Below are 26,216 nucleotides of genomic sequence, written 5' to 3'. Positions count from 1 at the left end.
GGGATTTTTGATGAAAATGACGCAATACGTTAGAGAATAACACGCCTCAACATACGCGCGAAAAGATCAGTTTTTGACTTTTGCTAATAAACTAACAGCAAATAGTATCGCGGCCGTTAGTACCACGGAAGGGCCCGCAGGGGTATCGTAAAAGGCAGAGAAAGCTAAGCCCCCTGTTACAGATAACATTCCAATCAAAATTGCCACAACGGCCATTTGTTCAGGTGTGCGAGCAAAACGTCGAGCCGTTGCTGCTGGGATAATTAATAAAGATGTAATGATTAATGCCCCAACAAACTTCATCGCAATACCAATAGTTAATGCGGTGACTAACATCAATAACAGACGAAGACGTTGAATATCGACTCCATCAACAAAAGCAAGCTCTTGATTGACCGTCATAGATAACAACGAACGCCATCGCCAAAATAGTAATCCACACACGACAATCACGCCAATCAAGATAGTGATAATATCATCGTAAGTTACCGAGAGTAGGTCGCCAAACAAATAGGCCATTAAATCAACACGGACATTAGCCATTAGACTGACCACGACCAATCCCAGTGACAGAGCGCTATGGGCCATGATACCTAATAAAGTATCAACAGCGAGCTGAGGTCGGCGCTCCAGCCAGACCAAGATCAACGATAACAGTAAGGTGACAGCAATGACGGCATAGAATGGATTGATATTAAATAATAAACCGAACGCAACACCTAATAGAGACGCATGGGCAAGTGTGTCACCAAAATAGGACATACGACGCCATACGACAAATGATCCGAGTGGGCCCGCGGCAATGGCGAGTAGCATGCCAGCAATCCAGCCGGGTAGAAGCAACTCAATCATGTTGACATTCCTTGTTGTGGGTATGCGTTGTTACGACATTACCTTCTAAATCATGTTGGTGATTGTGATGATGGCGGTAAACGCCTAGTTGCGAGGCGCCACGATAACCAAACATAGCGACAAATTCCGGGTGATTTGACACAACGTCAGGGGTGCCTGAGCAGCAAATATGGCCATTGATGCATAACACTTTATCTGTTTTTGCCATCACCAAATGAAGGTCATGTGACACCATTAATACCGCACAACCCAGCTCAGTACGCAACTGATTGATTAAATCATAAAGAGCGACCTGACCATTCACATCAACGCCTTGAGCGGGTTCATCGAGTACCAGAAGGTCGGGTTCATTGAGTAACGCGCGGGCAAGTAATACACGTTGTGTTTCACCACCTGACAACTTTTGCATAGGTTGACTCAGTAAGTGCGTTGCTTTGACGCGTTCGAGAGCGGGTAGTAATTGTTCTGTACGCACTTTCGGCTTTAACATCAAAAAGCGTTTAACCGTTAATGGTAATGTGGCATCTAAATGTAGTTTTTGTGGCACATAACCAATAGACAGTGCTTTTGCTCGTTCAATGGTTCCTGAGGTTGGTGCGAGAAGGCCAAGCACAACCCTAACAATCGTCGATTTACCGGCACCATTAGGGCCTAATAAGGTAATAATATCGCCTTTATTAAGTGAGAAACTCACCTCTTTCAGCACTTGCTTTTCGCCAAAGGAAACAGAAATTTTATTTAAATTCAGTAATGGTTGCATATGAAAAACATCTTGCAGAATTCATGTTGTGTTATATTATAACATTTCAAAATTAAAATCACGGAAAAAGACGTCTATGATACATAAATCTCAATTCAATGCCCGACAATTTATTATAGGAATGGCGACGGCTTCACTACTGACGACAACGATGGCAACGGTCGCAAAAGCGGATGTTGTGACCTCCATCCGACCACTTGCTTTTATCGCAGCAGGCATCGCTGATGGCGTGACAGAGACGCAAGTATTACTCCCCGATGGTGCTTCACCGCATGATTATGCACTTAAACCGTCTGATTTAAAAAAAATTAAACAGGCAGACTTATTCGTTTGGATAGGTCCCGATATGGAAATGTTTTTAGATAAGCCACTCAAGACATTACCGCAGAATAAACGTCTAGCGCTGGCTGAACAGGAAAATATCATCCCATTGTTAATGAAGGATAATGAAGAAGACGAACAGGGGCATGACCATGGCGATGAAGCTAATCATGATGAGGATCACGAACATCATCATCATGGTGAGTATAATATGCATATTTGGCTGTCACCAGAGATTGCAAAACAGGCTGCATTAGATATTCACGATCGTTTGGTAGTGCTTTATCCTGACCAAAAAGAGAAGCTGGACGTAAACCTTCGTAAATTCAATGAAAAAATGACGCAAAATGATAAGAATATTGTTAATATTTTAGAGCCAGCCAAAAACAAGGGCTATTTTGTTTTTCACGATGCTTATGGCTACTTTGAAAAACACTATCGGTTAGCTCCACTGGGGCATTTTACGATAAACCCGGAAATTCAGCCTGGTGCACAGAAATTACATAAAATACGAACTCAATTGGTTGAGCATAAAGCACAATGTGTTTTTGCTGAACCTCAATTCAGGCCAGCCGTCATAGAGAGTGTTGCTAAGAATACGGGAGTCAAAATGGGAACTCTCGACCCGCTAGGTAGCGGGCTGGAAATAGGCCCAGATAGCTATATGCAGTTTTTAATGCAACTGTCGAAGCAATACGCGAGCTGCCTGAATTAAACAAGAAGGAATTGTTTAGTGCAGCAAATGGCTAAAGGACTTGCACAGGTTTACGGTAGCCTGTCCAAGTCTCACAAAATCATGTTAGGGACATTAACAATAGCAACATTGGCCGTCGCGATTTGGCGGCCAGCGCATTTACCAACAACTAACTCTGATACCGAAAATTCTGTAGATACCGTTATTCCTCTTACATTTGCACCTTTAACGGATGCAACCGATGACATTATTCAAGATAGTAGTGATCAACTACCTGATGAAGGTGTCGCGGATGGTGATGGTAGCGAAGGGGAAACCGATGGCGCACCAATCCCTCATGAATATGTCGTTGCCAGTGGTGACAACCTTTCAAGTATTTTAACCCAATTCGGCATAGAATCAGGCGATGTTGCGACGTTAGCAAACCAGCATAAGGCGTTACGCAACTTAAAAATTGGTCAAACGTTAAATTGGGACTTAACAGAACAAGGCGAACTTGCCACACTCACATGGGAAGTCTCTCGCCGTGAAACACGTGTTTATAGCCGTGTTGGCAGTACCAATAAATTTGAAGAAAAGAAAGAGATCCGTACTGGCGAATGGCAAAACAGTGTTTTACCGGGTGTCGTTAATGGTAGTTTTGCCCAAAGCGCAAGCCAAGCGGGTTTGACACGTAGTGAAGGCCGTGAAGTGATCAAGGCTCTCCAGTGGCAAATTGATTTTCGTAAACTGAAAAAAGGCGATAAGTTTACCGTTTTAATGAGCCGTGAAATGCTGAATGGCCTTAACGAACAGAGCCAGCTCGTTGGTGTGCGTTTGCGTAGTGGTGGGAAAGATTATTATGCATTCCGTGCTGAAGACGGTAAATATTACGACAGTGAGGGGAATGGTTTAGAGCGTGGCTTCCTGCGTTTCCCTACCGCCAAACAATTCCGTGTATCATCACAATTTAATCCTCGTCGTGTTAACCCTGTAACGGGCCGTGTGGCTCCCCATAAAGGTGTTGATTTTGCCATGCCAGTAGGAACACCCGTTCTGGCTGTTGGTGATGGTGAAGTTATTGTGGCTAAGTACAGCGGTGCTGCGGGGAACTTCGTTGCTATTCGTCATGGCCGCCAATATACCACGCGTTATATGCATTTGCGTCAGCTGCTTGTGAAACCAGGGCAAAAAGTTAAACGTGGTGACCGTATTGCGTTATCAGGGAATACAGGGCGTTCAACGGGTCCACATCTGCATTTCGAAATGTGGGTTAACCAGCAAGCTGTCAACCCTCTGACAGCGAAATTGCCTAGCTCAGGTGGTTTAACAGGGAAAGAGCGTAAAGAATACTTAGCTATGGTGAAAGAAACGAAACCACAGTTAAAGCTTAATTAAGCATCTCACTACTGGCAGATAATTGATATCTGCCAGTTTTTTTTGTAAAGCTTCCACTTGTTATCGTTTTAAGCTATAAAAGAGCGCAAATAGTTCTTTTAGGTACATCATGAATAAAGACAAAGATACCGATAGTAAATTAGGCTATGTGCCTACCTTTCATAAATCCTATTTACAGCCTAAATATTGGGGTGTTTGGCTAGGTGCCGGCGTGTTTGCTGCTTTAGCCTATATACCTGTTAAAATTCGGGATCCCATGTTGGCTAAAGTGGGGAAATGGGTAGGCAAATTGGCGAAAAGTGCACGTCGTCGTGCAAAGATAAATTTATTATATTGTTTTCCTGATTTGACAGAGCAGGAAAGAGAGCAGCTAGTTGATAAGATGTTTGAAACTGCCCCCCAATCATTTGTGATGCTTGCAGAGCTTTGCCTTCGTGGTGCGAATAAAACACTAGCGAGAACACATTGGCACAATCAAGAGATTATCGATAATTTAAAACAGCAAGGAAGTCATGTTATTTTCATGGTGCCTCATGGATGGGCTGTAGATGCACCCGCAATGTTACTCGCTGCAAAAGGCCATAAAATGGCAGCCATGTTTCACCATCAAAAAAATCCAGTAGCAGATTATTTATGGAATAAAGCACGCTATCATTTTGGTGGTCGTTTACATTCTCGGGAAGCGGGGATTAAGCCGTTTATCGCCTCTGTACGCCAAGGTTATTGGGGGTTTTATCTACCCGATCAGGACCATGGTGAAGAGCACAGTGAATTCGTGGATTTTTTTGCGACCTATAAGGCGACATTGCCAGCGGTGGGGCGCTTAATGAAAGTCTGCAAAGCCAAGATAGTTCCTTTATTTCCAGTCTATGACCATCGTACACATCAACTGCATATTTATATTCGACAGCCGATGGATGATATTGATGGACAAGATGATCAATACATTGCCAGAAGAATGAATGAAGAACTGGAGTTCCTTGTTGGTCCAAATCCTGAACAATATACGTGGATACTTAAGTTATTAAAAACCAGAAAAGGTGATGAAATAGAACCTTATCAGCGTGATGATTTATATCGATAGTCGCGGCTCAATACTCGCTTATTTCTGACGTACTTAACGAAAAAAACACTTCAACATGTTATTAAGGTTGAAGTGTTTTTCTTTTTTAGCCGATATATTTTATTGTATAGACTTTTCTTATCCTTTTTTAGTAATCGAATTACGATTAATACCGTAGGTATTGTGAGTAATAAAAAAATAAAAAATATTTATTTTTTACTATTATGGTTTTTTTCTTAACTTTTAATATGATTTATTTATGTCAAATATATTTAGATGTTATTGATAATAAATGAAATTATTATTATGCCGTCAACATGAAATGCCTTGTTTTTTATGTGGGTATACACTGTGAATAGTACAATGTTAAGTAAATTATCAAGCGAAAAGGTCAAAAATCCTTATCAATGACCAATGTAAGCCATATGATGAATAAATTACACGTGTGAGGGGATATTTAAGAAATTAATCTCTTGAAAAGGAAAGGAGGGATTATTATAAATATCAGTAAATGGGTTGTTTAAATATGATAATCTTTAACTGAAGTTAATATTGGTATAAATTTTAGGGAAATACGGAAAGATAAGAAACAAGATATCGAAATAACCTGAAGTTTTTATATAGAATCCGATAAAGCGAATGATAGAGAATGTCTCATTTGGTAATGAATAAAAGTCTTTATATTATTTCTATTTTATCTCACATCGGGCGAGTGGGCTGTCGAGAACGTAATAATTAAAAATAATTTGTCACTTTGATATAATGAAATATTTTTAATTATCAAGATGTATATATCTGGCTTATTGTAGTGCCTTAAGTTGAATTTTGTTTTTTGGTTTTTTATAAATAATTATATATTAATCCATTTTGTTTGTAGCAATTGAAAGCTTGGAGTTGAAAACTCGCTTTTAATTTTTATGAATATTCAATAGTAATCATCCTAATATGACTAATTTATTTTTTAAACCGTATTAAGAGACTTTACTTTAATATTATATTGAAATCTATTTAATAAACTTATTTTATATTTTTATTTTATAGCATCAACGCCATTATCTAAATCAGATGTCTTATTTTTCATCTTAAAATAAGCAAGATAGTTAATTTATAAAAGAACTCATTCAGTTTCATGATGTTTCTTGACTTAAATATTATTTAACTAATGATGGTAAAATATACTGTAAGTGCTTATACCTATTAACGAGTGTTAAATATGTTGATATATTTTTATTAAATAATAAAAATTGAGTCCAAAAATTGATTTGGAGATGCTATGGAAAAAACTCGAACTACATTGGACCAATGGATTACCTTGCAAGCTGTCGTAGATTGTGGCGGGTTTGCACAAGCAGCAGAAGTATTACATCGAACCCAATCAGCGATTAGCTATACAATCAGCAAACTTGAACAAACATTAGATATTGAAATATTTTCATTAGAAAAAAGGCGGGCAGTTTTAACGCCAAAAGGGGAAATATTATTAGCATTATCTCGAGAACTGACAAATAAAGCGATCTCATTAGAAAATAAGGCTAAATCGCTGAATAAAAACAATAATTCAAAAATAAATTTGGTGATTGATACTCTTTACCAAACAGATAATATTTTAAATAAAATGGGGGGATTTATTCAAACACACAGAGACTATGATATTGATATTGCTAAGCAAGCCATAGTAAAATCGGATATATTCTCCTTAAAGGATTATGATGTTTTAATTACCCATCATTATGTTGAAATTTTAAACCCTATTTTTTTAGAGAAAGTAGAGGCTGTATTAGTTACTGAACCTGAACATATGTTACAACATGTGGAGGATGCTCAATTATTGGAAAACCTATCTAAACACGTAAAAATTGTTCTGGAGTCTTCAATAGAAGATGCTGTTAAAAGCGCTCAAACAATCAAAGCGGCATCATTAGAAACAGTCATTGGACTGGTTGAAAGTGGTATAGGCTATGCTTGGCTACCGAAAAATTTAATACAAAATCAACTGAATAAAAACGCATTAAAACAGCTCAAAATAACAACGGATAATATTTATTATAGTTTTTATTTGTATGTTAATAAAAACTCGTTAGCTCAATATGTGTTAGAAGAGTTTATTAATCAGTTTAAATATAATAGCTCAAATTTTTACCAGTCATTAAAGGATTAATCAAAATAATACATTTATTGTTTTGATATAATAACAAAAAATTCAATGTAATAGGATGTTAACTAAATAAACGTCTGGTGTTATATTTCCATCGCACACTTGTATGTAGTAAATATATTATTAATACGGTGGCATTAATATCAGAACATCTAATTATAGGAATCGATATGAGTATTCTAAAAAAATCCTTAGTAACTTTAGGGGTGGCTTTAGCTGTAACAACTTCTCCGGCTGTGTTTGCTTCAGGAACTATTGAGTTTACAGGGGAAATTACAGATTTAGCCTGTGCTGTGGATAGCAGCTCACAAAATTTAACGGTTGATCTTGGTAAGGTATCATCAAAAAGCTTAGCAACAGCAGGGCAAGTAGCAGGTTTAAAAGATTTCACAATTAAGTTGATTGATTGCCCTGCGAATGCAAAAGTGACGGTAAGATTCGGTGGTACACGCGATAATAACGATCGCGATATTTTGCAGATTGCACAAACTACAGGCCAAGCAACACAGGTAGGTATTGCTTTATTTGAAAAAGATGCCACAACGCAAATTAAATTATTTGATGATTCAAAACTGGTTGAATTTACCAATGCGGCAGGGGACTCTGTAGAACTAGACTATGTTGCTCGTTATAAAGCAACGGGTACTGCGACAGCAGGTTCAGCAAATGGTACAGCGATTTATAGTATTCAATACCAATAACAAATATATACTTTAAAATTCTAATTACATTTAATCGATAAGCCAAAACTATTCTAAGCAACATAAATAATAACGTTGTTTGGAGGGAATGAGCATGTCAGTCATATGCTAATTTGAATAATAGGTATAGAGGGTAACAAAGTTACCCTCTCATTCTAAATACAAAAAATGGCATTATTATGAAGAAAATGATTTTTTCAGCAGTTTTTCTTTTATTTTCTATTTCACACTTAGCTTCAGCTGCGGGGGTCAGTGTCGGTGGAACGCGTTTTGTTTACCAAGAAAATAAACGTGAAATTGATATCCCTATTTATAATAGTGATAAAGAAAAACCATTTCTTATTCAAAGCTGGGTAAGCCCATTTGAAGGAGAAGGTAAAACACCTTTTGTTGCGACACCACCATTATTTCGTCTTGAGCCTGATAGTAATGGGGCGGCACGTATTTCTTATGTTGGTGAGCCGATTGGCTCAAATCAGGAAAAATTATATTTATTAAATATAAAATCAATTCCACCTAAAGATTCGAAAATTGAAAATCAATTGCAAATAGTTATTAATTCACAGTTTAAGCTGTTTTTAAGGTCGCAAGACATTGAGCCATTTGACTTTAGTAAAGTTATTATAGAAAAGAAATCAGATGGCGTTGTCATCAATAACCAGACACCATACCACTTGTCAGTAAGAGATATATTGGTTGATGGCGAAAATATTCAAGGTGCTGATCTTATCTACCCTAATTCAAAAGAATATGTGATCAAAAAAACAATAAATAATAATCAGAAAGTGGTTGTTAAATTTATTAATGACTATGGCGCGATTATTGAAAAAACATCTAATTAAGAGTATGAAAAATGTCTGCCTTAAGTTATAACAGTAAGAATCTATACCACTCAAAAATATTTATTGCGGTCAGTATAATCTTATATTCTAACAATGCTAATACAAAAGATGTTTTTGATATAAATGCAATAAATACAGGCATAGAAAGTCAAATTGCGGACGTAAATAGTTTAGATTACTTATCCTACTCAGGAGGGCAAGTACCTGGAAACTATCATGTAGACATTTATGTTAATGATAAATTTGTTGATGAACAACATTTACGTTTTATCTTTGATGAGCATAATAAAAAACTATCCCCTCTCATATCCAAAAAAATGTTATTAAGTTGGGGGGTTAAAAAAACAGCAAGTCAAGCATTTAACAATATCAATGATGAAGATAAAGTTACGGATATTTCTGCGACAATACCAGGAGCCTCTTATTCGTATGACTTTGGAAATAGTAGACTTAAAATCAGTATTCCTCAAATAGGCTTAGATAACTATAGCCGTGGTTATGTTGATCCTAATGAATGGGATGATGGGATTAATGCTGCTTTTGTTAATTATAATATTCGCCATAACCAAAATTGGTATAAAGACCGTGATGATACAAATAACACTTTTGTTGGCTTACGCAGTGGAATAAACGTGGGGGCATGGCGGTTACGTAACCACAGTAATTACAGCCGTACTTCTAATGAAAGTCACTGGAATAATTTACAAACATATATAGAAAGAGATATTCGTTCACTGAAAAGCCATTTAACAATTGGAGAAACCGCCTCTGATAATGGGGTTATGGAGAGTAATCCGTATCGTGGAATAAAATTAGCTTCAGACGAAAGTATGTTACCACAGAGTCAACGTGGCTTTGCGCCTGTTGTTCAAGGTATTGCTCAAACGAATGCTGTCGTGACGATACGCCAGAATGGCAGTGTGATTTATCAAACGACAGTGCCACCAGGGGAATTTGAAATAAATGACCTCTATCCTACATCGTATAGCGGGGATTTAGAGGTTCAAATTGAAGAGGCAAATGGAACTATTCGTTCATTTATTCAGCCTTTTTCTGCTGTCCCTATGATGCAACGTGCGGGCGCATTAAAATACAGTGTCGATATTGGTAAATATAATGCTGATAATGCTTATCGTAAGCCTAATTTTGCTCAGGCATCGGCGATATATGGTTTACCTTATAATTTGTCGATTTATGGTGGATTTATTTTATCGAAAGATTATCAGGCATATACAGCAGGAACGGGGATAAACTTAGGTAATATCGGTGCTATTTCTGCGGATATAACACAGTCAAAAACAGAATTAATTGATAAAAAAGAGGCTCAAGGCCAATCATATCGAGTGCAATACTCAAAATATTTACCTGGTACGGGAACGTCATTTTCTCTTGCATCATATCGTTATTCGACAAAAGAATATTATGATTTTTCATCATCAAATAATGATCTTTATGCGAGTGGCAGAAAAAAACAGCAGTTCCAAGCATCAATATCCCAATCACTGAAAGATATGGGCTATTTATCACTCAATGGCTATCAGCAATATTATTGGGATCGAAGCGGAGTTGATAAAAACTTAACAATAGGTTTTAACTCAAATTATAAACAGATTAATTACGGTATCTCTTATTCATATACTAAGCAAGAATACACCAATAACAACAATGAAATGTTATCAGTTAACTTTAGTATTCCGTTTACTATTGGACAGAAAAATAACTGGGTTAATTATCGCTATAATACGAGTCGAAACGGCGACTCTATCAGCTCGGTGAGTGTCAGCGGTACGCGTTTAGCGGATAATAATTTACAGTTTGATGTAACACAAAATTATAACCATAGCCGTCATGAAAATAGTGGCTCGGTCAGTGGTAATTATGTTGTTTCATCAGGGGAATATAGTGCTGGTTATAGTTATGATCCCCGTTATCAAAATGCGAACCTTGGGGCATCAGGTGCATTACTGTTGCATTCAGGTGGGGTGACGGCGGCTCGCAATATTTATGATTCAGCGATTTTAGTGAAAGCAAAAAATATTAATAATTTGCAAGTAAACAATGCGCAGGCACTTTATACCGACTCATGGGGTTATGCGGTTGTTCCCAGTGCGACCCGTTATGAAAGAAATAAAATCAGCGTTGATCCCTCTACATTAACTGGAAATAACGACGTGGGGTTAAGTACAACGACAGTTGTGCCAACTCGAGGTGCTATTGTATTAGCTGATTTTAAAGGAAAACGGGGGGCTCGTGTCATGCTCAAATTAACTCACCATCAGCAACTTATACCTTTTGGTGCACAGGTTACCGTGTTTGTCGATAAAGATGAAATAACGACAGGTATTGTGGCAAATGATGGTGAAGTGTATTTAAGTGGTGTTCCTGAACAAAGCTTAATTCGCGTTCAATGGGGAAGCCATATAGAGCAACAATGCCAATTTCCACTTACGATTGATCTCAATAACGATAAAATTCAGTTTCTGGCAAGAGACTGCCAATAGGAGCGGACATGAACAAATTATTATTACTTGGTTGTACATCGATGCTTCTATTTACACAATCAGCTGCGGCAGAGTTTAGAGCATTATTTAAAAATTTACCCTATACAGTTAACACGCCTATTTATGTCTCAAGGACAGCACCTGTAGGTACAGAACTTGCTTCGATTGAATTGGGTACCTATACCGCTTGGAGTTGGAGTGGTGTGACAGACCCTGTTCAGGTAGGTCTCTATTTTCCATCCTTACCGGGGAATTCACCAAAATATAATGGTGCCTATGTGAGAGAACTCAATAACTCCGGTGTTGGTTATGCATTATATGGTAATGTCATCAGTCCATGTACAGGGCATGCTTATGTTGATGGTTTAAATACGATTGACGGTAATGTGGATAACAGAATGATATGCCAAGTGAACTCAAGTTCTGGTGAATATATCGTATCTTTAAAAATAGTTTTTTATAAGATGCGCAATAATGTGAAGACTCAAGTGCTACCCGCGACCCAAGCTGCGATGTTAATTATTTATAATAATGGATTTAAAACTAGGGACAGTTATGGGAATACGGAACCGAAAGTGAGTTTAGGGCCCGTTAATATCATATCAACAGGCTGTGAAGTGATTAACAATAATATTGTTGTACCATTTAATAGCGTGGATAAAGGAAGTTTTTCAGGCGTAGGGAGCGTGAGTCCAAATAGCGTTAAAGATTTTAAAATAAATCTTAGTTGCGACCCAGTATCACCGATTAAGATCACGTTTACAGGTACAGCTGTTGATAATAGTTTAACACCTGGAACAATTGCGTTAAATAACCCTAGTGATATCAACACAGCTAAAGGGTATGGTATACAAGTTAAGTACAAAGACCAGCCAATTAAAATTAATCAAATGATGACAATAGAAGAGCGAAATTCAGCAACAGGCCTTTATAGTATCCCATTGCAAGCTGCCTATATTCAGACATCAAATAATACGCAAGCAGGTCAAGCAAATGGTACGCTCCAATTTAATTTGCAATATCATTAACTCCCAGAAAAATCGGACAGATTAATTCGCCATAATTCGCTATAACTCATGAGAAGCCCACATTGATAGGGGGTTGGGCTTCTTGTTATTTTTATTGTGATGAAGCTGAGGTCTGCAATGGCATTTGATAGAATGGATTGGCACTATGGTGGGGATTATCCCGAAAATTTGTCGCATGAAAATGCGGGAACACATATTGGTTTTTATCTGGCATGGCTTATTCAAAATGGATTAGTGGGTGAATTTCATCAAGAAGAATCCGTTGATGAAATCGCGGCAGTTTGCGCCCGTAAAATGGATGGTCGCACATTTTTAATCTCAATGTGCGATAAAAAATTTATTGATGAAGATGTCAATGAAGAAGGTTTAGCATTCACCGAGTTTTATTATCAGGCTGAAGAGGGCGGCTATTTCGACGATTATGAACGCATTTTAGCGAAAGGATTGCCAACGGTATACCATGTTGAGAATACATGGGAAAATTACGATAAAATAGCAACTGTGATTGCAGCGGCTTTTAATAATTGGAAAGATCGTCAGTCTTCATTCTAATTAAGTGATAACGAGCTGACTAATTCAATTACTCTGGGTATGGAAATAGATATCCAAAATGAATTTATCCCTGTTCACTGAATAACACAACTAGAACGGATGTTTTACTCTATTTGCATTGTCCACTAAAAAGGGAGCGTTAACGCTCCCTTTTTGTTTAGGAAAATAACCGTTTGGATTTATTCCACTTCTAAAATACGGCAAGTGTTTGTACTACCAATAGTGCCCATCAAGTCGCCTTGAGTCACTAAAACCAGGTCACCAGACATTAAATAACCGTTGTCACGTAGACGAGTGACGGCTTCATTTGCTGCGGCGATCCCATCGGTGTGTGTGCTACAGAAAACCGGCGTGACACCACGGTATAGTGAAGACTGATTAAGTGTTTTTTCATGGCGAGACATCGCAAAAATAGGCAAGCCGGAACTAATGCGAGACATCATACGGGCAGTACGACCCGATTCAGTCATAGCGATGATTGCTTTTACCCCTTTAAGGTGGTTGGCAGCATACATCGTTGACATCGCAATCGCTTCTTCTGGTGAACTAAATTCCGCATCTAAACGGTGCTTAGAAACATTGAGGCCAGGCATTTTTTCTGCCCCTAAACACACTTGTGCCATGGCGGCGACAGTTTCGGCTGGATATTGCCCTGCCGCCGTTTCTGCTGATAGCATAACGGCATCTGTTCCATCAAGAACAGCGTTGGCAACGTCCATGACTTCTGCACGTGTTGGCATTGGGTTAGTGATCATTGACTCCATCATTTGTGTCGCGGTGATCACTACACGGTTGAGTTGACGTGAACGACGAATCAGTTTCTTCTGTACGGCCACTAACTCAGGATCACCAATTTCAACACCTAAGTCACCACGAGCCACCATGACAACATCAGACGCAAGGATAACCTCATTCATGACTTCGTCAGTGGCAACAGCTTCAGCACGTTCTACTTTGGCAACTATTTGACATTCACAGCCGGCATCACGGGCTAAGCGGCGCGCATAATTTAAATCTTCGCCTGAGCGTGGGAAAGAAACCGCAAGGTAATCAACACCTATTTTTGCAGCAGTGATGATATCTTCTTTGTCTTTATCGGTGAGGGCTTCAGCAGATAACCCTCCACCTAGTTTATTGATGCCTTTATTATTAGAAAGTTGACCACCAACTGTCACTTCAGTAAAAACTTGTAAACCTTGAACTTCACGAACCTTGAGTTGGACACGTCCATCATCCAGTAACAGAATATCACCAGGAACGACGTCAGCGGGTAAGCCTTTGTAGTCAATCCCGACTTTTTGTTGGTCGCCTTCACCTTTACCAAGCGTGGCATCAAGGATGAATTTATCACCAACATTTAAGAATACTTTGCCGTCTTTAAATGTAGACACACGAATTTTAGGACCTTGTAAATCACCAAGAATGGCAACATGTCGACCTAAACGAGCAGCGATTTCGCGCACTTTATTGGCGCGGAGAATATGGTCTTCTGGAGTTCCGTGAGAGAAGTTAAGGCGTACAACGTTGGCGCCGGCGTTAATAATCTTTTCGAGATTATTATCACGATCGGTAGCTGGACCTAGGGTAGTAACAATTTTCGTTCTTCTAAGCCGTCTAGTCATGTATTACTCCGTTGACCTGTAATGGTGTTAATTTATTGAATGAAATGACTTCATACTTCAATTGTATGCTTTATATCAAAAATGCTATCTTGCCCATGACAGAAACCTATCCATTCAGGATCACTTCTCGTTTCTGCTTGCACATAACTTGAACCATTTTGCGTATTTTCGAGACCTTTTTGCGACAAGTTATTGTGCTGACACGAGCACAGCTATTATATACTGCTAATTAGTTAATGCTATCAGGTCTGCAAAACTATTAAAGCGATACTCGTTATATTCCACGTTGCCACCCCCTTGGTCACCTCCATCTGTGTGGCTTCTCGTATTATTACCGTACCTAGTGGCGTATTGATTTGTCACTTTGCTATAGCTTGAGTTATTTAGCATCAATAATCAAAAACAGTTATCGCTACACGCTATCAAACCGCGAATCGCGTAATGCTTCTTTGACCCGTTTCAAGTTATCTCTAAATTTTTCACCTCTTCTTAAGGTAAAACCTGTTGTTAGCACATCAATAACGGTTAGTTGCGCTAATCTAGATACCATAGGCATGTACATATCAGTATCTTCAGATACGTCGATGATGATTGAAAGGGTGGCAACGTGAGAAAGTGGGGAGTTATCGGAAGTAATTGCGATGACAGTCGCATCGTTATCTCGGGCTAAACGTGCCATATCGACTAACGCTTTTGTTCTGCCAGTATGTGAAATCAAAACGATAACGTCTCCCTCGCTACTATTTATACAACTCATCCGCTGCATAACAATATCATCGAAATAGATGACGGGAATATTAAAGCGGAAAAATTTATTCATCGCATCATGAGCGACAGCAGCGGAAGCACCAAAGCCAAAAAAGCTAATCTTGCGAGCTTGGGTGAGAAGGTCAACAGCTCGGTTAATCGCTGTAATATCTAAGGTATGTTTGACATTATCTAACCCTGCCATCGCAGACTCAAAAATCTTATGGGTGTAGGTATTTACTGTGTCGTTTTCTTCAACATTACGATTGACATAAGGGGTGCCATTGGCAAGGTTTTGAGCTAGGCGCAGTTTGAAGTCAGGAAATCCTTTGGTATCCATTTTGCGGCAAAAGCGGTTAACGGTGGGCTCACTCACATCAGCCAGTTGAGCAAGGGTTGCAATGCTAAGATGGATAGCGCGCTGTGGCATACCTAAAATAACTTCGGCAACTTTCTTTTCTGATTTACTTAAAAAATCGAGGCTGCTCTTCATTTGTTCTAAAATATTCATATAACGAAAGTGCCTATTTCATCAAAAGGAGAAATTTTTCTGCCATAAAGATACTCTGTATTTTATTAATATCGTTTTTGAAGGCAGTGTTTATAACAGGAATATACTATGGGTTATGGTTAACCTATCCGAATGTTCCAAGTTTGTGGCGTAATTTTTTACGAAACTATGAGCTGTATCTAATTTTCATCTCAGTCAGTTCACTGACGGTTTTGTTATTTTATTACAAATGCTGTCACCATTCAGTTATGATGACACGAGCCACGTTTGTTGTTTTTTTCAGCATAAAAACTGTGATCAGTATCATCAATATTTACTGAGTACCTTCAAAAGGGTACATTAGCGGAACATCTGGCTAATTTTGTAACAAAATTACAATAAATTCCGCAAATTGAGGAGAACCAATATGGCGGTAAATAATGCTGCTCAAGCCTGTGACTTGATTATTTTCGGCACCAAAGGAGACCTCGCTCGTCGTAAATTGCTTCCATCTTTGTATCAGTTGGAGAAAGCAGGCTACATTCACCCAGACACGCGTATTATCGGTGTTGGCCGTGCGCAGTGGAGCCAGAGCGATTATATTGAATTTGTTGAAAAAGCATTCAGCGAATTTTTGAAAGAAGACCTTGATCCGGTACTGTGGGAAAAACTTAGCGCACGTTTAGATTTCTGCAATCTAGATGTTAATCAAACTGAAAATTTCGATAGTTTGGCACAAATGCTTAAGCAGGATCGTCATCCCGCGATCCACTATTTTGCCATGCCGCCAAGTACGTTTGGTGCAGTTTGCCAAGGGCTGGGACATGCAGGATTAAATAAGCAACCTAACCGTGTTGTCATGGAAAAACCTTTAGGCACGGATTTAGCTTCTTCACAAGAAATTAATAATGAAGTCGCTAAGTATTTTGATGAAAGCCAAGTCTATCGTATTGACCACTATCTCGGAAAAGAAACGGTGCTTAACTTGTTGGCGCTTCGTTTTGCTAACTCGCTGTTTATCAATAACTGGGATAACCGAACCATCGATCATGTACAAATTACGGTTGCGGAAGAAGTCGGTATCGAAGGTCGTTGGGGCTACTTTGATCAGGCAGGGCAAATGCGTGATATGGTGCAAAATCACCTATTACAAATTTTAACAATGATTGCCATGTCTCCTCCCGCAGATTTGACGACCGATCGCATTCGTGATGAGAAGGTTAAAGTCTTACGTTCACTACGTCGCATTGACCATACGAATGTTAGAGAAAAAGCAGTTCGCGGCCAATATACCGCTGGTTTTGTTCAAGGTAATAAGGTGCCTGGTTATCTTGAGGAAGAAGGCGCTAATAAGCAAAGTATGACCGAAACCTTTGTGGCATTGCGTGTCGATATTGATGATTGGCGTTGGGCTGGCGTGCCTTTCTACTTACGGACAGGCAAGCGTCTGCCTGCAAAATGTTCAGAAGTTGTGGTTTACTTTAAAAAACCTGCGCTGAATATTTTTTCAGAAAGTTATCAGGAGCTTCCACAAAACAAACTCACTATCCGCCTACAGCCTGATGAAGGTATTGATATTGAGATCATGAATAAGGCACCTGGGCTCGATCATAAACATCGCTTGCAAACAACGAAGTTGGATTTGAGTTTCTCAGAAACATTCAATCAAACTCACTTAGCGGATGCTTATGAGCGTTTATTGCTCGAAGCAATGCGCGGTATTCAGGCATTATTTGTTCGTCGCGATGAAGTGGAAGAAGCATGGAAATTTGTTGACTCCATTATGGACGCATGGGCAATGGATAACGAAGCACCTAAACCATATCAAGCGGGGACTTGGGGGCCTATTGCTTCTGTCGCTATGATCACCCGTGATGGGCGTTCATGGAATGAATTTGAATAATAACGTCTAATATTATTTTTATAAGGCCAGTTGTTGCAGAGATAAGCCAACTGGCCTTATTGATTGACGTGATATCAACGGCGATTTATCACATTCTTGTAGGTCGCCATTAAAGCACCAATTCACTGCGACCGGTTGCCGCCATATGAATAATTCCTTGCTCAATGCGTAAACAGGCCATTTTCGCGGCATCGGGCACGGATAACCCCGCTAATAATTGAGCTGTTAGCTCCGCACCAAATAAATCACCTGTGCCTTTGGGGGTGACTGGGTAACGTTTATGGCGGATAACTGACACATCTTGCTTCGTGACACAAACGACGTCGATATTCTCTTCATCGGGTTGAAATGCGCTGGTAATAATGACCCATTGAGTATGCCCCTTTAATAAACTACGGGCAGCTTTAGTTGCATCATCTAAAGTTTGTATCTCTTGGCCACTGAGCGTTGCTAACTCAAATTTATTTGGAATGATCCCTGTCGCAAGTGGAATAACGTCATTTCGATAAACGTCAGCGATTTCAGGTGGTATGTAGAAACCGCTGTCTTCATCGCCCATAACGGGATCGACGATCACGGGGATAGAAGGGTGCGTTTTACGTATAGCAGTTAGCCACTGTGCTAAATCATGTGCTTTGTTTTTAGAGCCTAAGTAACCCGTTAAAATGGCACGTACACCCGCCATACAGCCACGTTCCACTAAGCCACTTAAGTAACCGCGAAACCACTCTGAAGGTAACTCACCACCATGGCAAGTCGCGTAATGTGGAGTATTGCTTAAAATAACCGTTGGTACAGCGGCAACGCGCAAGCCTTGTTTCATTAATGCAGGGACGGCAATGCTATTACCGACACAGCCATAAACAACCTGAGATTGGATAGAGATGACATCATAGGGGAGTGGTGTCGCATTTGTGTCGTTTTGAAAACTATTAGAGGTGAGGTTGAAGGTAGCCATTTATCTCTCTTTCGGACGAAATACATATTTTACGAATATGACTCATATAAGAAGCCTGTTTGTTGTTGAAGTCAATGATAAACAGTTGATGTGTTGTCTAATAAAAGAAAACAGTAAAAAATGTATTTTTATCAATAAAAAATAGGGTTATTTAGTGAGGGTTTTTTGGTTGTTTATTCGCTATCTTATGAACAATACTGAGGTTCTTGCGGTTATAGATGCATAATTATGCAATAAAAATTCATTATAAAAAGCTGTTTATATTCATTGACTTAATATTTTTGGCATGCTAAAAATAGCATGTATTAACAATTATATGAGGGTTCGGAGTAACTTGGGTGGATGTCCATCCGATGAAATGAATGAGATATCATGCTTAGCGTGAATAGCATTAAAATCAGTAAGTCACAAAGAAGAACAACCCACAGACTTTTCCTTTCAGCTATCCTTTCCAGTGAGCATCACTGGTGCGGTGCTTTATAGCGTCTCTCTAAAATATTCACTTTGCTGAATAAAACCAGCATTTTCTTGATATTTATTATTTTTTTATACTCGCATGAAATTTTTCGCTGACGAAAAGTGCGTTTTTTCTGTATGAAAAAAAAGCAGGCATGCGGTTGTCTGTAGAGAGATTATATAATGATATATTGGATATTTTTAGTATTATCTATTATCGCCGAAGTTACCGGTACTTTATCCATGAAACACGCCAGTGTCAGTGGTGGATATACCGGAATGGTCGTCATGTATGTCATGATCGCACTTTCCTATATTTTATTGGCTATTGCGATTAAAAAAGTGGCGTTAGGGGTCGCGTATGCCTTATGGGAAGGCATCGGTATTTTATTCATCACCACCTTTAGCGTACTGTGGTTTGGTGAATCACTCTCACCAATGAAAATCGGTGGGTTAATCTTGCTAATCGTCGGTATTGGATTGATAAAATTTGGTACTAAAAAGGCTGTCGCCACTAAGTCATCTCAAAAAGCACACACCGCTGTTAAATCAAGCAGCTTGACACAATCGATGACGAAAACGGAGGCCTAATTATGGATATGCAATTTGAATGGTGGCACGGTGCCTTTTTGGTATTAGCAGTCGTACTTGAGATTTTAGCGAATATCTTGTTAAAAATGTCGAATGGATTTAAACGTTACTGGTTAGGTATTCTCTCATTATTAGCGGTATTAGGGGCATTTAGTTCCCTTGCTCAAGCAGTAAAAGGAATCGAGCTGTCAATCGCTTATGCACTGTGGGGGGCGTTTGGGATTATCGCGACAATTGCCGCGGGATGGATACTTTTCAACCAAAGACTCAACTACAAGGGTTGGGGCGGCATTGCGGTACTGCTACTAGGAATGGTGCTCATTAAAATGTCATAAAAACAAGCGCCGATACCGTGTGTATGCGGCGCTTTTAATATTTTATATGGATTAATCCACCCTATTGGCTAATCAATCAATCGCCGCAACGATTTTAATTTCCACTTTATACTCGGGTTTCATTAGTGCCGCTTGAACTGTACAACGAACAGGCGCGCTACCTTCAACAACCCATGCATCCCATGCTTGGTTCATGCCAGCGAAATCAGCTTTATCAGCTAAGAAAATAGTGGCATCTAAGATCTTACTCTTATCAGAACCAACACGTTGTAGAAGAATATCAATAGCGGAGAGTGTATCTGTGGTTTGCGCAATAATATCAGCATCTAAATTTTCAGGAACGCTGGTGTAGTAAACAACATTATTGTGAATAACCGCTTCAGACCAACGCTTATCTGGATCTATCCTTTCAATCGTCATTAGGGTTCCTTAGTGCTTTATCTATGAGTTTTTTTAAGAATAACAGTTAGTTCTATTAATGAAAATCCCTTCTGGCATGAATACACCATTTAGCTCAGCAGGTGAGGGCAAGACATGGTAAAGTAATCCCCTTCAAATTGAATGATTAATAGGTTTGCGGTGTACGACGATTTCTCTTCTGATGGCTTTTTAGCGAAAACAATCCCTGGGTTTCAACCACGTGCAGCGCAGGTGACTATGTCTAATGCTGTCTCTGAAGCCATTGCAAAACAGCAAGTGCTAGTGGCTGAGGCGGGGACTGGTACAGGTAAAACGTTTGCGTATTTAGTTCCTGCATTACGATCAGGTAAAAAAGTGATTGTTTCAACAGGCTCGAAGGCATTACAAGATCAACTTTATCATCGTGACCTACCGACGATTATTGATGCGATGCAATATACCGGTCGTACAGCGTTGCTCAAAGGTCGTTCTAATTATCTGTGCTTAGAGCGTTTAGATCAGCAATCATTAGGTGGTGGCAGCCTTGAACCTGAAATTCTCTCTGCTGTTGTACGGTTGCGTAGTTGGTCAATTGAATCCGAATCAGGGGATGTGAGTACGTGCCATGATATTGCGGAAGATCATGCCGTTTGGCCGCTAGTCACCAGTACTAATGACAACTGTTTAGGCAGTGATTGCCCTCGTTATCAAGAGTGCTTTGTTTTAAAAGCGCGTCGTAAGGCATTAGATGCCGATATCATAGTGGTAAACCATCACTTATTTATGGCTGACCGCGTGGTGAAAGATACGGGGTTTGGTGAGCTGATGCCGCAAGCCGATGTGATGATTTTTGATGAAGCGCATCAAATCCCAGATATCGCTAGCCAATACTTTGGTCAACAATTAAGCAGTCGCCAATTGTTGGATCTTGCTCGTGATATGGTAATGAGTTACCGAACAGAGCTTAAGGATCTGGTTCAGCTACAAAAGAGTGCAGACAGGCTAACTCAAAGTACCTTAGATTTTCGTTTAAATTTGGGGGAAAACAGCTTTCGAGGGAATTTACGTGAATTATTAAAAACGCCCACGGTACAGCGAGCGTTAACACTACTCGAAGATTCCCTTGAGCTTTGTTATGAAGTCATTAAAACGTCACTAGGGCGCTCACAAACATTAGATTCTATTTTTGAACGAGTAACACTGTATCGCAATAGACTCAATAGGTTGAAAGAAGTCACTATTCCAGGTTACAGCTACTGGTTTGAAAGTTATGGTCGCCACTTTTTATTAGCATTAACCCCTCTGACGGTAGCAGATAAATTTAGTGAAATGATATCTAGCGCCCCAGCAAGCTGGGTATTTACCTCCGCGACATTATCAGTCAATGAGCAACTTAACTATTTTACAGATAGATTAGGAATTGATTCAGCCAAAACATTATTATTAGCAAGTCCTTTTGATTATCAAAGCCAAACGTTACTTTGTGTACCGCGTTTTCTGCCAGAAACGAATCAAAAAGGCATCGCACAAAAACTGGCTACCATGTTAAGACCCCTGATCATCAAAAACCAAGGGCGTTGTTTTTTCTTATGTACATCACATTTGATGATGCGTGAATTAGCCGAAGAGTTTAAAGTGACCTTGACTCTGCCTGTTTTTATGCAGGGGGAAACGAGTAAAAATAAATTACTGACACAGTTTATTGAGGCAGGTAATGCCGTATTGGTCGCGACGAGTAGCTTCTGGGAAGGCGTCGATGTTCGTGGAGATGATTTAACCTGCGTTATTATCGATAAATTGCCTTTTACTGCGCCAGATGACCCCCTATTACGAGCGCGTATTGAGGATTGTCAGCTAAGAGGAGGGGATCCTTTTGCTGATGTACAAATCCCTGATGCCGTGATTACGTTGAAACAAGGGGTTGGGCGCTTGATCCGTGACACTAGCGATTATGGTGTGATTGTGATTTGTGATAATCGTTTAGTAACGCGCCCATATGGTGAGGTTTTCTTGAACAGTTTACCGCCATCGCCAAGAACTCGTAGTTTAACTAAAGCGATTGAGTTTCTTGAGAAAAAAAGAACTGATATTAATAATAGTAAGTAAACCAAGGCCATAAGGGCTTTTTTGTACTCTTTCCTCTTGAGTTTATGCTACTATAAATCGCATTTTCAGGTCACTGTTGACAGGCAGTGGCATCAAACCTAATTCATTTGCCGGAGTTGTGGCATGTCGAGCCGTATTCTTGCTGTTGATACAGCAACAGAAGCATGTTCAGTCGCATTATTATGCGATGGAGAAATTATTTCTCGCTTTGCAGTTTCACCACGAGAGCACACTCAGAAAGTGTTGCCCATGGTGGAAGACGTTTTATCACAAGCGGGGCTTTCGTTAAGTCAACTGGATGCATTAGCATTCGGGCGGGGACCGGGTAGTTTTACGGGCGTTCGAATTGGTGTGGGGATAGCTCAGGGGCTGGCGTTAGGCGCTAATTTGCCAATGATCGGCATTTCATCGCTAATGACATTGGCTGAAGGAGCATATCGCGTTGGAGGTCATGCTCGGGTATTGGTCGCAATCGATGCTCGAATGACAGAAGTGTATTGTGCTCAATATCAACGTAATGCAGAGGGAATATGGCTTGGCGAGGACAGTGAAGCGGTCATGAGTCCAGATCTTTTCCGTGATAAAATTAGCCAACTTACTGGGGAATGGAGCCACGCAGGGACAGGTTGGCAAGCCTATCCACAATTACAAGATAACGATATTGTCTTGAATGATAGCACTGTTGAATTGCCAACAGCACAAGATATGTTGCCTATCGCTGAGCGTTTATGGCGAGCAGGTAAGGTGGAGTCAGTGGAAAACGTGGAACCCACTTACTTACGCAATGAAGTGACGTGGAAAAAACTGCCTGGTCGTTAATGCGTTAATTTTCAGTTGTTGTATTTATTTTAGGGTTATTTAGCGTATTAAAATTATGAATCATTTCAATTTAAATAATCTAAATTGGAATGATTTTTTAATTAAATGATTAAAATAAACAAATAGAAATTGACTAAAGGTTCTGCAATACGTCTATAATTGACTTGATAGTACATTTCTCACTCAGCCCATTGAACATATCGTGTGATATACGATGATATTCATATTAATCCTTGCCGTCTGAATTTATAATTCACTTAAATGGAGGTGGTATATGGGAATAAAAATTAACTGTCGCACTACACTTAACGTTGTCTTATTTGTCGGCGTATTAGCGCTAACAGGTTGTGTGTCGATTCCTTCCTCAATTCAAGGTTCGTCACCAAATCCAGCGGTTAACTTATCATCAGTACAAAATGCGCCTGAAATGTATATTGGGCAAGAAGGCCGTTTTGGCGGAAAAGTCATCTCTGTATTTAATCAACCTAATAAAACACGTTTAGAAATCGCTGTTATTCCGTTAAATAAATATGATGCAGCTCCTGAATTAGGTGTTCCTTCTGTAGGTCGTATTTATGCTTTCGTGAATGGCTTCCTTGATCCAGCTGACTACAATGGTCGTTATATAACGGTTGTCGGTAAAATTACAGGAGAACAGCCAGGCAAGATAGGTGATATACCGTATAAATATGTCACTTTAGATGCAACGGGATATCAACGTTGGAATTTAACACAAAGTGTTATTTTACCTCCGGCTGGCCCATGGGGTTATGGCTATTATGGTAATCCTTATTACTATAATCACCCTTGGGGTTATGGATATGGTTACGGCTACCCTGGCGGGGTCGCGCCAGTACAAACGTATTTAACGGAATAAGATTAAATTGGACAATTTGTAAGAGGAGGCAATTTGGCCTCCTCTTTATTTGATTTGTGAGTTCGACTGACTTATTTTTAGGCGTATGCACGGGTAATGTGTTAATTTCTCCAAAAATTGTTCAGAAGAGTGTATTATTACGATATCTATACCGGATATCGTTCTGGTAAAACACACTAAAATGAAATAGGCGGACTGTCCCGCCTATTTTTGTTTCGAAGGAATGAAATTTATTTAGTGATAGAGCTCTCAACCTTGGCACAGGGTATTTTTCAAACTGGTACGCTGAGTTAATAATTTGTTAAAAGGGTGTTGAGTCATATTACTATACTAAAATTCAGGAGTCATACTTTGGAAAAAATCTGGCTGAAAAATTACCCAAGCGATGTTCCGGAAGAGATCGATCCTGATCGCTTTGCTTCTTTAGCGGAGTTACTTGAAAATTCGGTTTCGCAATATGCGGATCAACCTGCGTTTATTAATATGGGCGCAGTGATGACTTACCGCAAGTTGGAAGAGAGAAGCCGTGCTTTTGCGGCATACCTACAGAATGGCTTAGGGCTTAAAAAAGGCGACCGTGTGGCATTAATGATGCCCAATCTATTGCAATACCCAATAGCGCTATTTGGTATCTTACGTGCGGGCATGGTTGTTATTAATGTTAACCCACTTTATACACCAAGAGAGTTAGAGCATCAGTTAAACGACAGTGGTGCAAGCGCTATTGTGATTGTGTCAAACTTTGCGCATACCCTTGAGAAAATTGTTTTTAATACCAAAGTTAAGCATGTGATTTTGACCCGCATGGGGGATCAGCTCTCACGCCCTAAAGCGACGTTAGTTGATTTTGTGGTGAAGTATGTCAAAAAGCTCGTTCCGAAATATCATCTACCGGATGCCATTTCGTTTAGGCGTGCGATGCATTATGGCTATCGTATGCAGTACATTAAACCGAATATTACGGGCGATGACCTAGCATTTTTGCAATACACAGGAGGCACAACAGGGGTTGCGAAAGGTGCAATGTTGACACACCGCAACATGTTAGCGAATATTGAGCAAGCGAGAGCCGCTTATGGCCCAGTCTTAAAAATTGGCTCAGAGTTTGTGGTGACAGCACTGCCGCTTTATCATGTTTTTGCTCTTATGGTGAACTGCCTCCTTTTTATCAATGTTGGTGGGGTAAACCTATTAATAACCAACCCTCGCGATGTACCTGGTACCGTCAAAGAGTTAGCTCGTTATCCCATCACTTCAATTACCGGGGTTAATACCTTATTTAATGCGTGGTTGCATAATGCCGAATTCCAGAAACTTGATTTTTCCAAGTTAAGGTTGTCGGTCGGTGGCGGAATGCCTGTCCAGAAAGCCGTTGCCGAGAAATGGCAAAAACTCACCGGTAAGCACTTATTAGAAGGTTATGGCTTAACAGAATGTTCACCACTTGTGACCGGAAATCCGTATAATCTGACCGCTTATAGTGGTAGTATCGGGTTACCTGTTCCATCAACAGAAATTAAACTGGTTGATGACGACGGCAATGAGGTTGCTGCGGGAGAGCCGGGTGAAATGTGGGTCAAAGGCCCTCAGGTCATGAAGGGCTATTGGAACCGACCTGACTCAACCGCTGAAATTTTGCGTGATGGCTGGTTAGCGACGGGCGATATCGCTGAAATTGATAGTGAAGGCTATATACGTATCGTTGATCGTAAAAAAGACATGATTATTGTCTCTGGCTTTAATGTTTATCCAAATGAAGTTGAAGATGTGATTTCATCTCACCCTGATGTGGTTGAATGTGCGGCAATTGGCGTACCAAGTACCAGCACAGGGGAAGCCGTTAAAGTATTTGTGGTGAGCAGTAATCCGAAATTAACATCTGATGACTTAAAAACATTTTGTCGCCGTTCACTCACCGCGTATAAAGTCCCCAAGCTGTTTGAATTTAGAACAGAGTTGCCAAAGTCAAATGTTGGAAAAATATTGCGTAGAGAATTACGTGATGAAGAAAAACAGCAAAAAGAAAGCTCAACAGCATAATGTTAGCTTATCGGTTTGCATCCCTAT

At 39.7% G+C, this 26,216-nt stretch carries 22 protein-coding genes; 16 read left to right on the top strand and 6 right to left on the bottom strand.

All coding sequences use genetic code 11. The annotated features are described in order from the left end of the window. Positions 1-66: 66 nt before the first annotated feature. Together znuB and znuC are read right to left on the bottom strand one after the other, a co-directional pair. Positions 67-852, bottom strand: a complete 786-nt coding sequence (gene znuB / locus P2E05_RS10760) for a zinc ABC transporter permease subunit ZnuB (RefSeq protein ID WP_154622891.1) — start codon at positions 850-852, stop codon at positions 67-69. Next, positions 845-1,612, bottom strand: coding sequence for a zinc ABC transporter ATP-binding protein ZnuC (gene znuC / locus P2E05_RS10755; protein ID WP_154622892.1), 768 nt, complete (start codon positions 1,610-1,612; stop codon positions 845-847). Before znuC ends, znuB begins: the two co-directional genes overlap by 8 nt. A 76-nt stretch (positions 1,613-1,688) precedes the next feature. Here znuC and znuA point away from each other — a divergent pair, with 76 nt between their 5' ends. The 9 genes from znuA to P2E05_RS10710 all read left to right on the top strand — a co-directional run bounded on the left by znuA (position 1,689) and on the right by P2E05_RS10710 (position 12,846). Then, positions 1,689-2,648 (top strand): zinc ABC transporter substrate-binding protein ZnuA, encoded by a 960-nt coding sequence (znuA, locus tag P2E05_RS10750; RefSeq protein ID WP_163861869.1) that lies wholly within the window; start codon positions 1,689-1,691, stop codon positions 2,646-2,648. Positions 2,649-2,666: 18 nt separating this feature from the next. Further along, positions 2,667-4,004 carry a murein DD-endopeptidase MepM gene (gene mepM, locus P2E05_RS10745; RefSeq protein ID WP_276122739.1) on the top strand — a complete coding sequence of 446 codons (1,338 nt, stop codon included), beginning with the start codon at positions 2,667-2,669 and terminating at the stop codon, positions 4,002-4,004. A gap of 109 nt (positions 4,005-4,113) precedes the next feature. After that, positions 4,114-5,088, top strand: coding sequence for a lauroyl-Kdo(2)-lipid IV(A) myristoyltransferase (gene lpxM / locus P2E05_RS10740; RefSeq protein ID WP_196713063.1), 975 nt, complete (start codon positions 4,114-4,116; stop codon positions 5,086-5,088). A gap of 1,252 nt (positions 5,089-6,340) precedes the next feature. Further along, positions 6,341-7,225 (top strand): LysR family transcriptional regulator, encoded by an 885-nt coding sequence (locus tag P2E05_RS10735; RefSeq protein WP_272657706.1) that lies wholly within the window; start codon positions 6,341-6,343, stop codon positions 7,223-7,225. 167 nt (positions 7,226-7,392) lie between these two features. Beyond that, the gene (locus tag P2E05_RS10730; RefSeq protein WP_154623643.1) at positions 7,393-7,923 is read left to right on the top strand and encodes a fimbrial protein; all 531 of its coding nucleotides are present in this window, start codon (positions 7,393-7,395) and stop codon (positions 7,921-7,923) included. A 179-nt stretch (positions 7,924-8,102) separates the two neighbouring features. After that, positions 8,103-8,765, top strand: a complete 663-nt coding sequence (locus P2E05_RS10725; RefSeq protein WP_154635600.1) for a fimbrial biogenesis chaperone — start codon at positions 8,103-8,105, stop codon at positions 8,763-8,765. Positions 8,766-8,776: 11 nt separating this feature from the next. After that, a complete protein-coding gene (locus P2E05_RS10720; RefSeq protein WP_269723163.1) occupies positions 8,777-11,266 on the top strand; it encodes a fimbria/pilus outer membrane usher protein in 2,490 nt (829 codons plus the stop codon). 8 nt (positions 11,267-11,274) lie between these two features. Then, entirely contained in the window at positions 11,275-12,294 is a 1,020-nt protein-coding gene (locus tag P2E05_RS10715) for a fimbrial protein (protein WP_196713066.1), read from the top strand. A 117-nt stretch (positions 12,295-12,411) separates the two neighbouring features. Next, complete coding sequence (locus P2E05_RS10710) at positions 12,412-12,846, top strand: hypothetical protein (protein ID WP_272657707.1); 435 nt, start codon at positions 12,412-12,414, stop codon at positions 12,844-12,846. A gap of 179 nt (positions 12,847-13,025) precedes the next feature. Here the strand turns inward: P2E05_RS10710 and pyk are convergent, their stop codons facing one another. Together pyk and P2E05_RS10700 are read right to left on the bottom strand one after the other, a co-directional pair. Beyond that, entirely contained in the window at positions 13,026-14,468 is a 1,443-nt protein-coding gene (pyk, locus tag P2E05_RS10705; protein WP_272657708.1) for a pyruvate kinase, read from the bottom strand. A 412-nt stretch (positions 14,469-14,880) separates the two neighbouring features. Continuing rightward, positions 14,881-15,726, bottom strand: a complete 846-nt coding sequence (locus P2E05_RS10700) for a MurR/RpiR family transcriptional regulator (RefSeq protein ID WP_272657709.1) — start codon at positions 15,724-15,726, stop codon at positions 14,881-14,883. Between the two features lie 406 nt (positions 15,727-16,132). Between P2E05_RS10700 and zwf the strand changes: the two genes are divergently transcribed. Then, positions 16,133-17,608 (top strand): glucose-6-phosphate dehydrogenase, encoded by a 1,476-nt coding sequence (gene zwf, locus P2E05_RS10695; protein WP_163861864.1) that lies wholly within the window; start codon positions 16,133-16,135, stop codon positions 17,606-17,608. 109 nt (positions 17,609-17,717) lie between these two features. Here the strand turns inward: zwf and pdxK are convergent, their stop codons facing one another. Beyond that, entirely contained in the window at positions 17,718-18,566 is an 849-nt protein-coding gene (gene pdxK / locus P2E05_RS10690; RefSeq protein ID WP_269723162.1) for a pyridoxine/pyridoxal/pyridoxamine kinase, read from the bottom strand. Positions 18,567-19,205: 639 nt separating this feature from the next. On the opposite strand from pdxK, the gene mdtJ reads away from it, so the two are divergent. Together mdtJ and mdtI are read left to right on the top strand one after the other, a co-directional pair. Then, positions 19,206-19,613 (top strand): multidrug/spermidine efflux SMR transporter subunit MdtJ, encoded by a 408-nt coding sequence (gene mdtJ / locus P2E05_RS10685; protein ID WP_154623143.1) that lies wholly within the window; start codon positions 19,206-19,208, stop codon positions 19,611-19,613. Between the two features lie 2 nt (positions 19,614-19,615). Beyond that, complete coding sequence (mdtI, locus tag P2E05_RS10680) at positions 19,616-19,948, top strand: multidrug/spermidine efflux SMR transporter subunit MdtI (RefSeq protein WP_154623142.1); 333 nt, start codon at positions 19,616-19,618, stop codon at positions 19,946-19,948. Between the two features lie 72 nt (positions 19,949-20,020). Here the strand turns inward: mdtI and P2E05_RS10675 are convergent, their stop codons facing one another. After that, a complete protein-coding gene (locus P2E05_RS10675) occupies positions 20,021-20,368 on the bottom strand; it encodes a RidA family protein (RefSeq protein ID WP_154623141.1) in 348 nt (115 codons plus the stop codon). Between the two features lie 159 nt (positions 20,369-20,527). On the opposite strand from P2E05_RS10675, the gene P2E05_RS10670 reads away from it, so the two are divergent. The 4 genes from P2E05_RS10670 (at position 20,528) to fadD (ending at position 26,189) form a co-directional block, all read left to right on the top strand. Next, positions 20,528-22,453 (top strand): ATP-dependent DNA helicase, encoded by a 1,926-nt coding sequence (locus tag P2E05_RS10670; protein WP_163863593.1) that lies wholly within the window; start codon positions 20,528-20,530, stop codon positions 22,451-22,453. A gap of 123 nt (positions 22,454-22,576) precedes the next feature. After that, on the top strand, positions 22,577-23,272 hold the full coding sequence (gene tsaB / locus P2E05_RS10665) for a tRNA (adenosine(37)-N6)-threonylcarbamoyltransferase complex dimerization subunit type 1 TsaB (RefSeq protein WP_251464236.1): 696 nt from the start codon (positions 22,577-22,579) through the stop codon (positions 23,270-23,272). 274 nt (positions 23,273-23,546) lie between these two features. Beyond that, a complete protein-coding gene (locus P2E05_RS10660) occupies positions 23,547-24,149 on the top strand; it encodes a Slp family lipoprotein (protein ID WP_154623135.1) in 603 nt (200 codons plus the stop codon). Between the two features lie 351 nt (positions 24,150-24,500). Beyond that, positions 24,501-26,189, top strand: coding sequence for a long-chain-fatty-acid--CoA ligase FadD (gene fadD, locus P2E05_RS10655; protein ID WP_154623133.1), 1,689 nt, complete (start codon positions 24,501-24,503; stop codon positions 26,187-26,189). Positions 26,190-26,216: the final 27 nt, after the last annotated feature.

It is taken from the genome of Providencia stuartii (assembly GCF_029277985.1).
Classification (GTDB): domain Bacteria; phylum Pseudomonadota; class Gammaproteobacteria; order Enterobacterales; family Enterobacteriaceae; genus Providencia; species Providencia zhejiangensis.
Note: the sequence above shows the minus strand (reverse complement) of the source record. Positions and strands in the feature narration are given on the sequence as shown.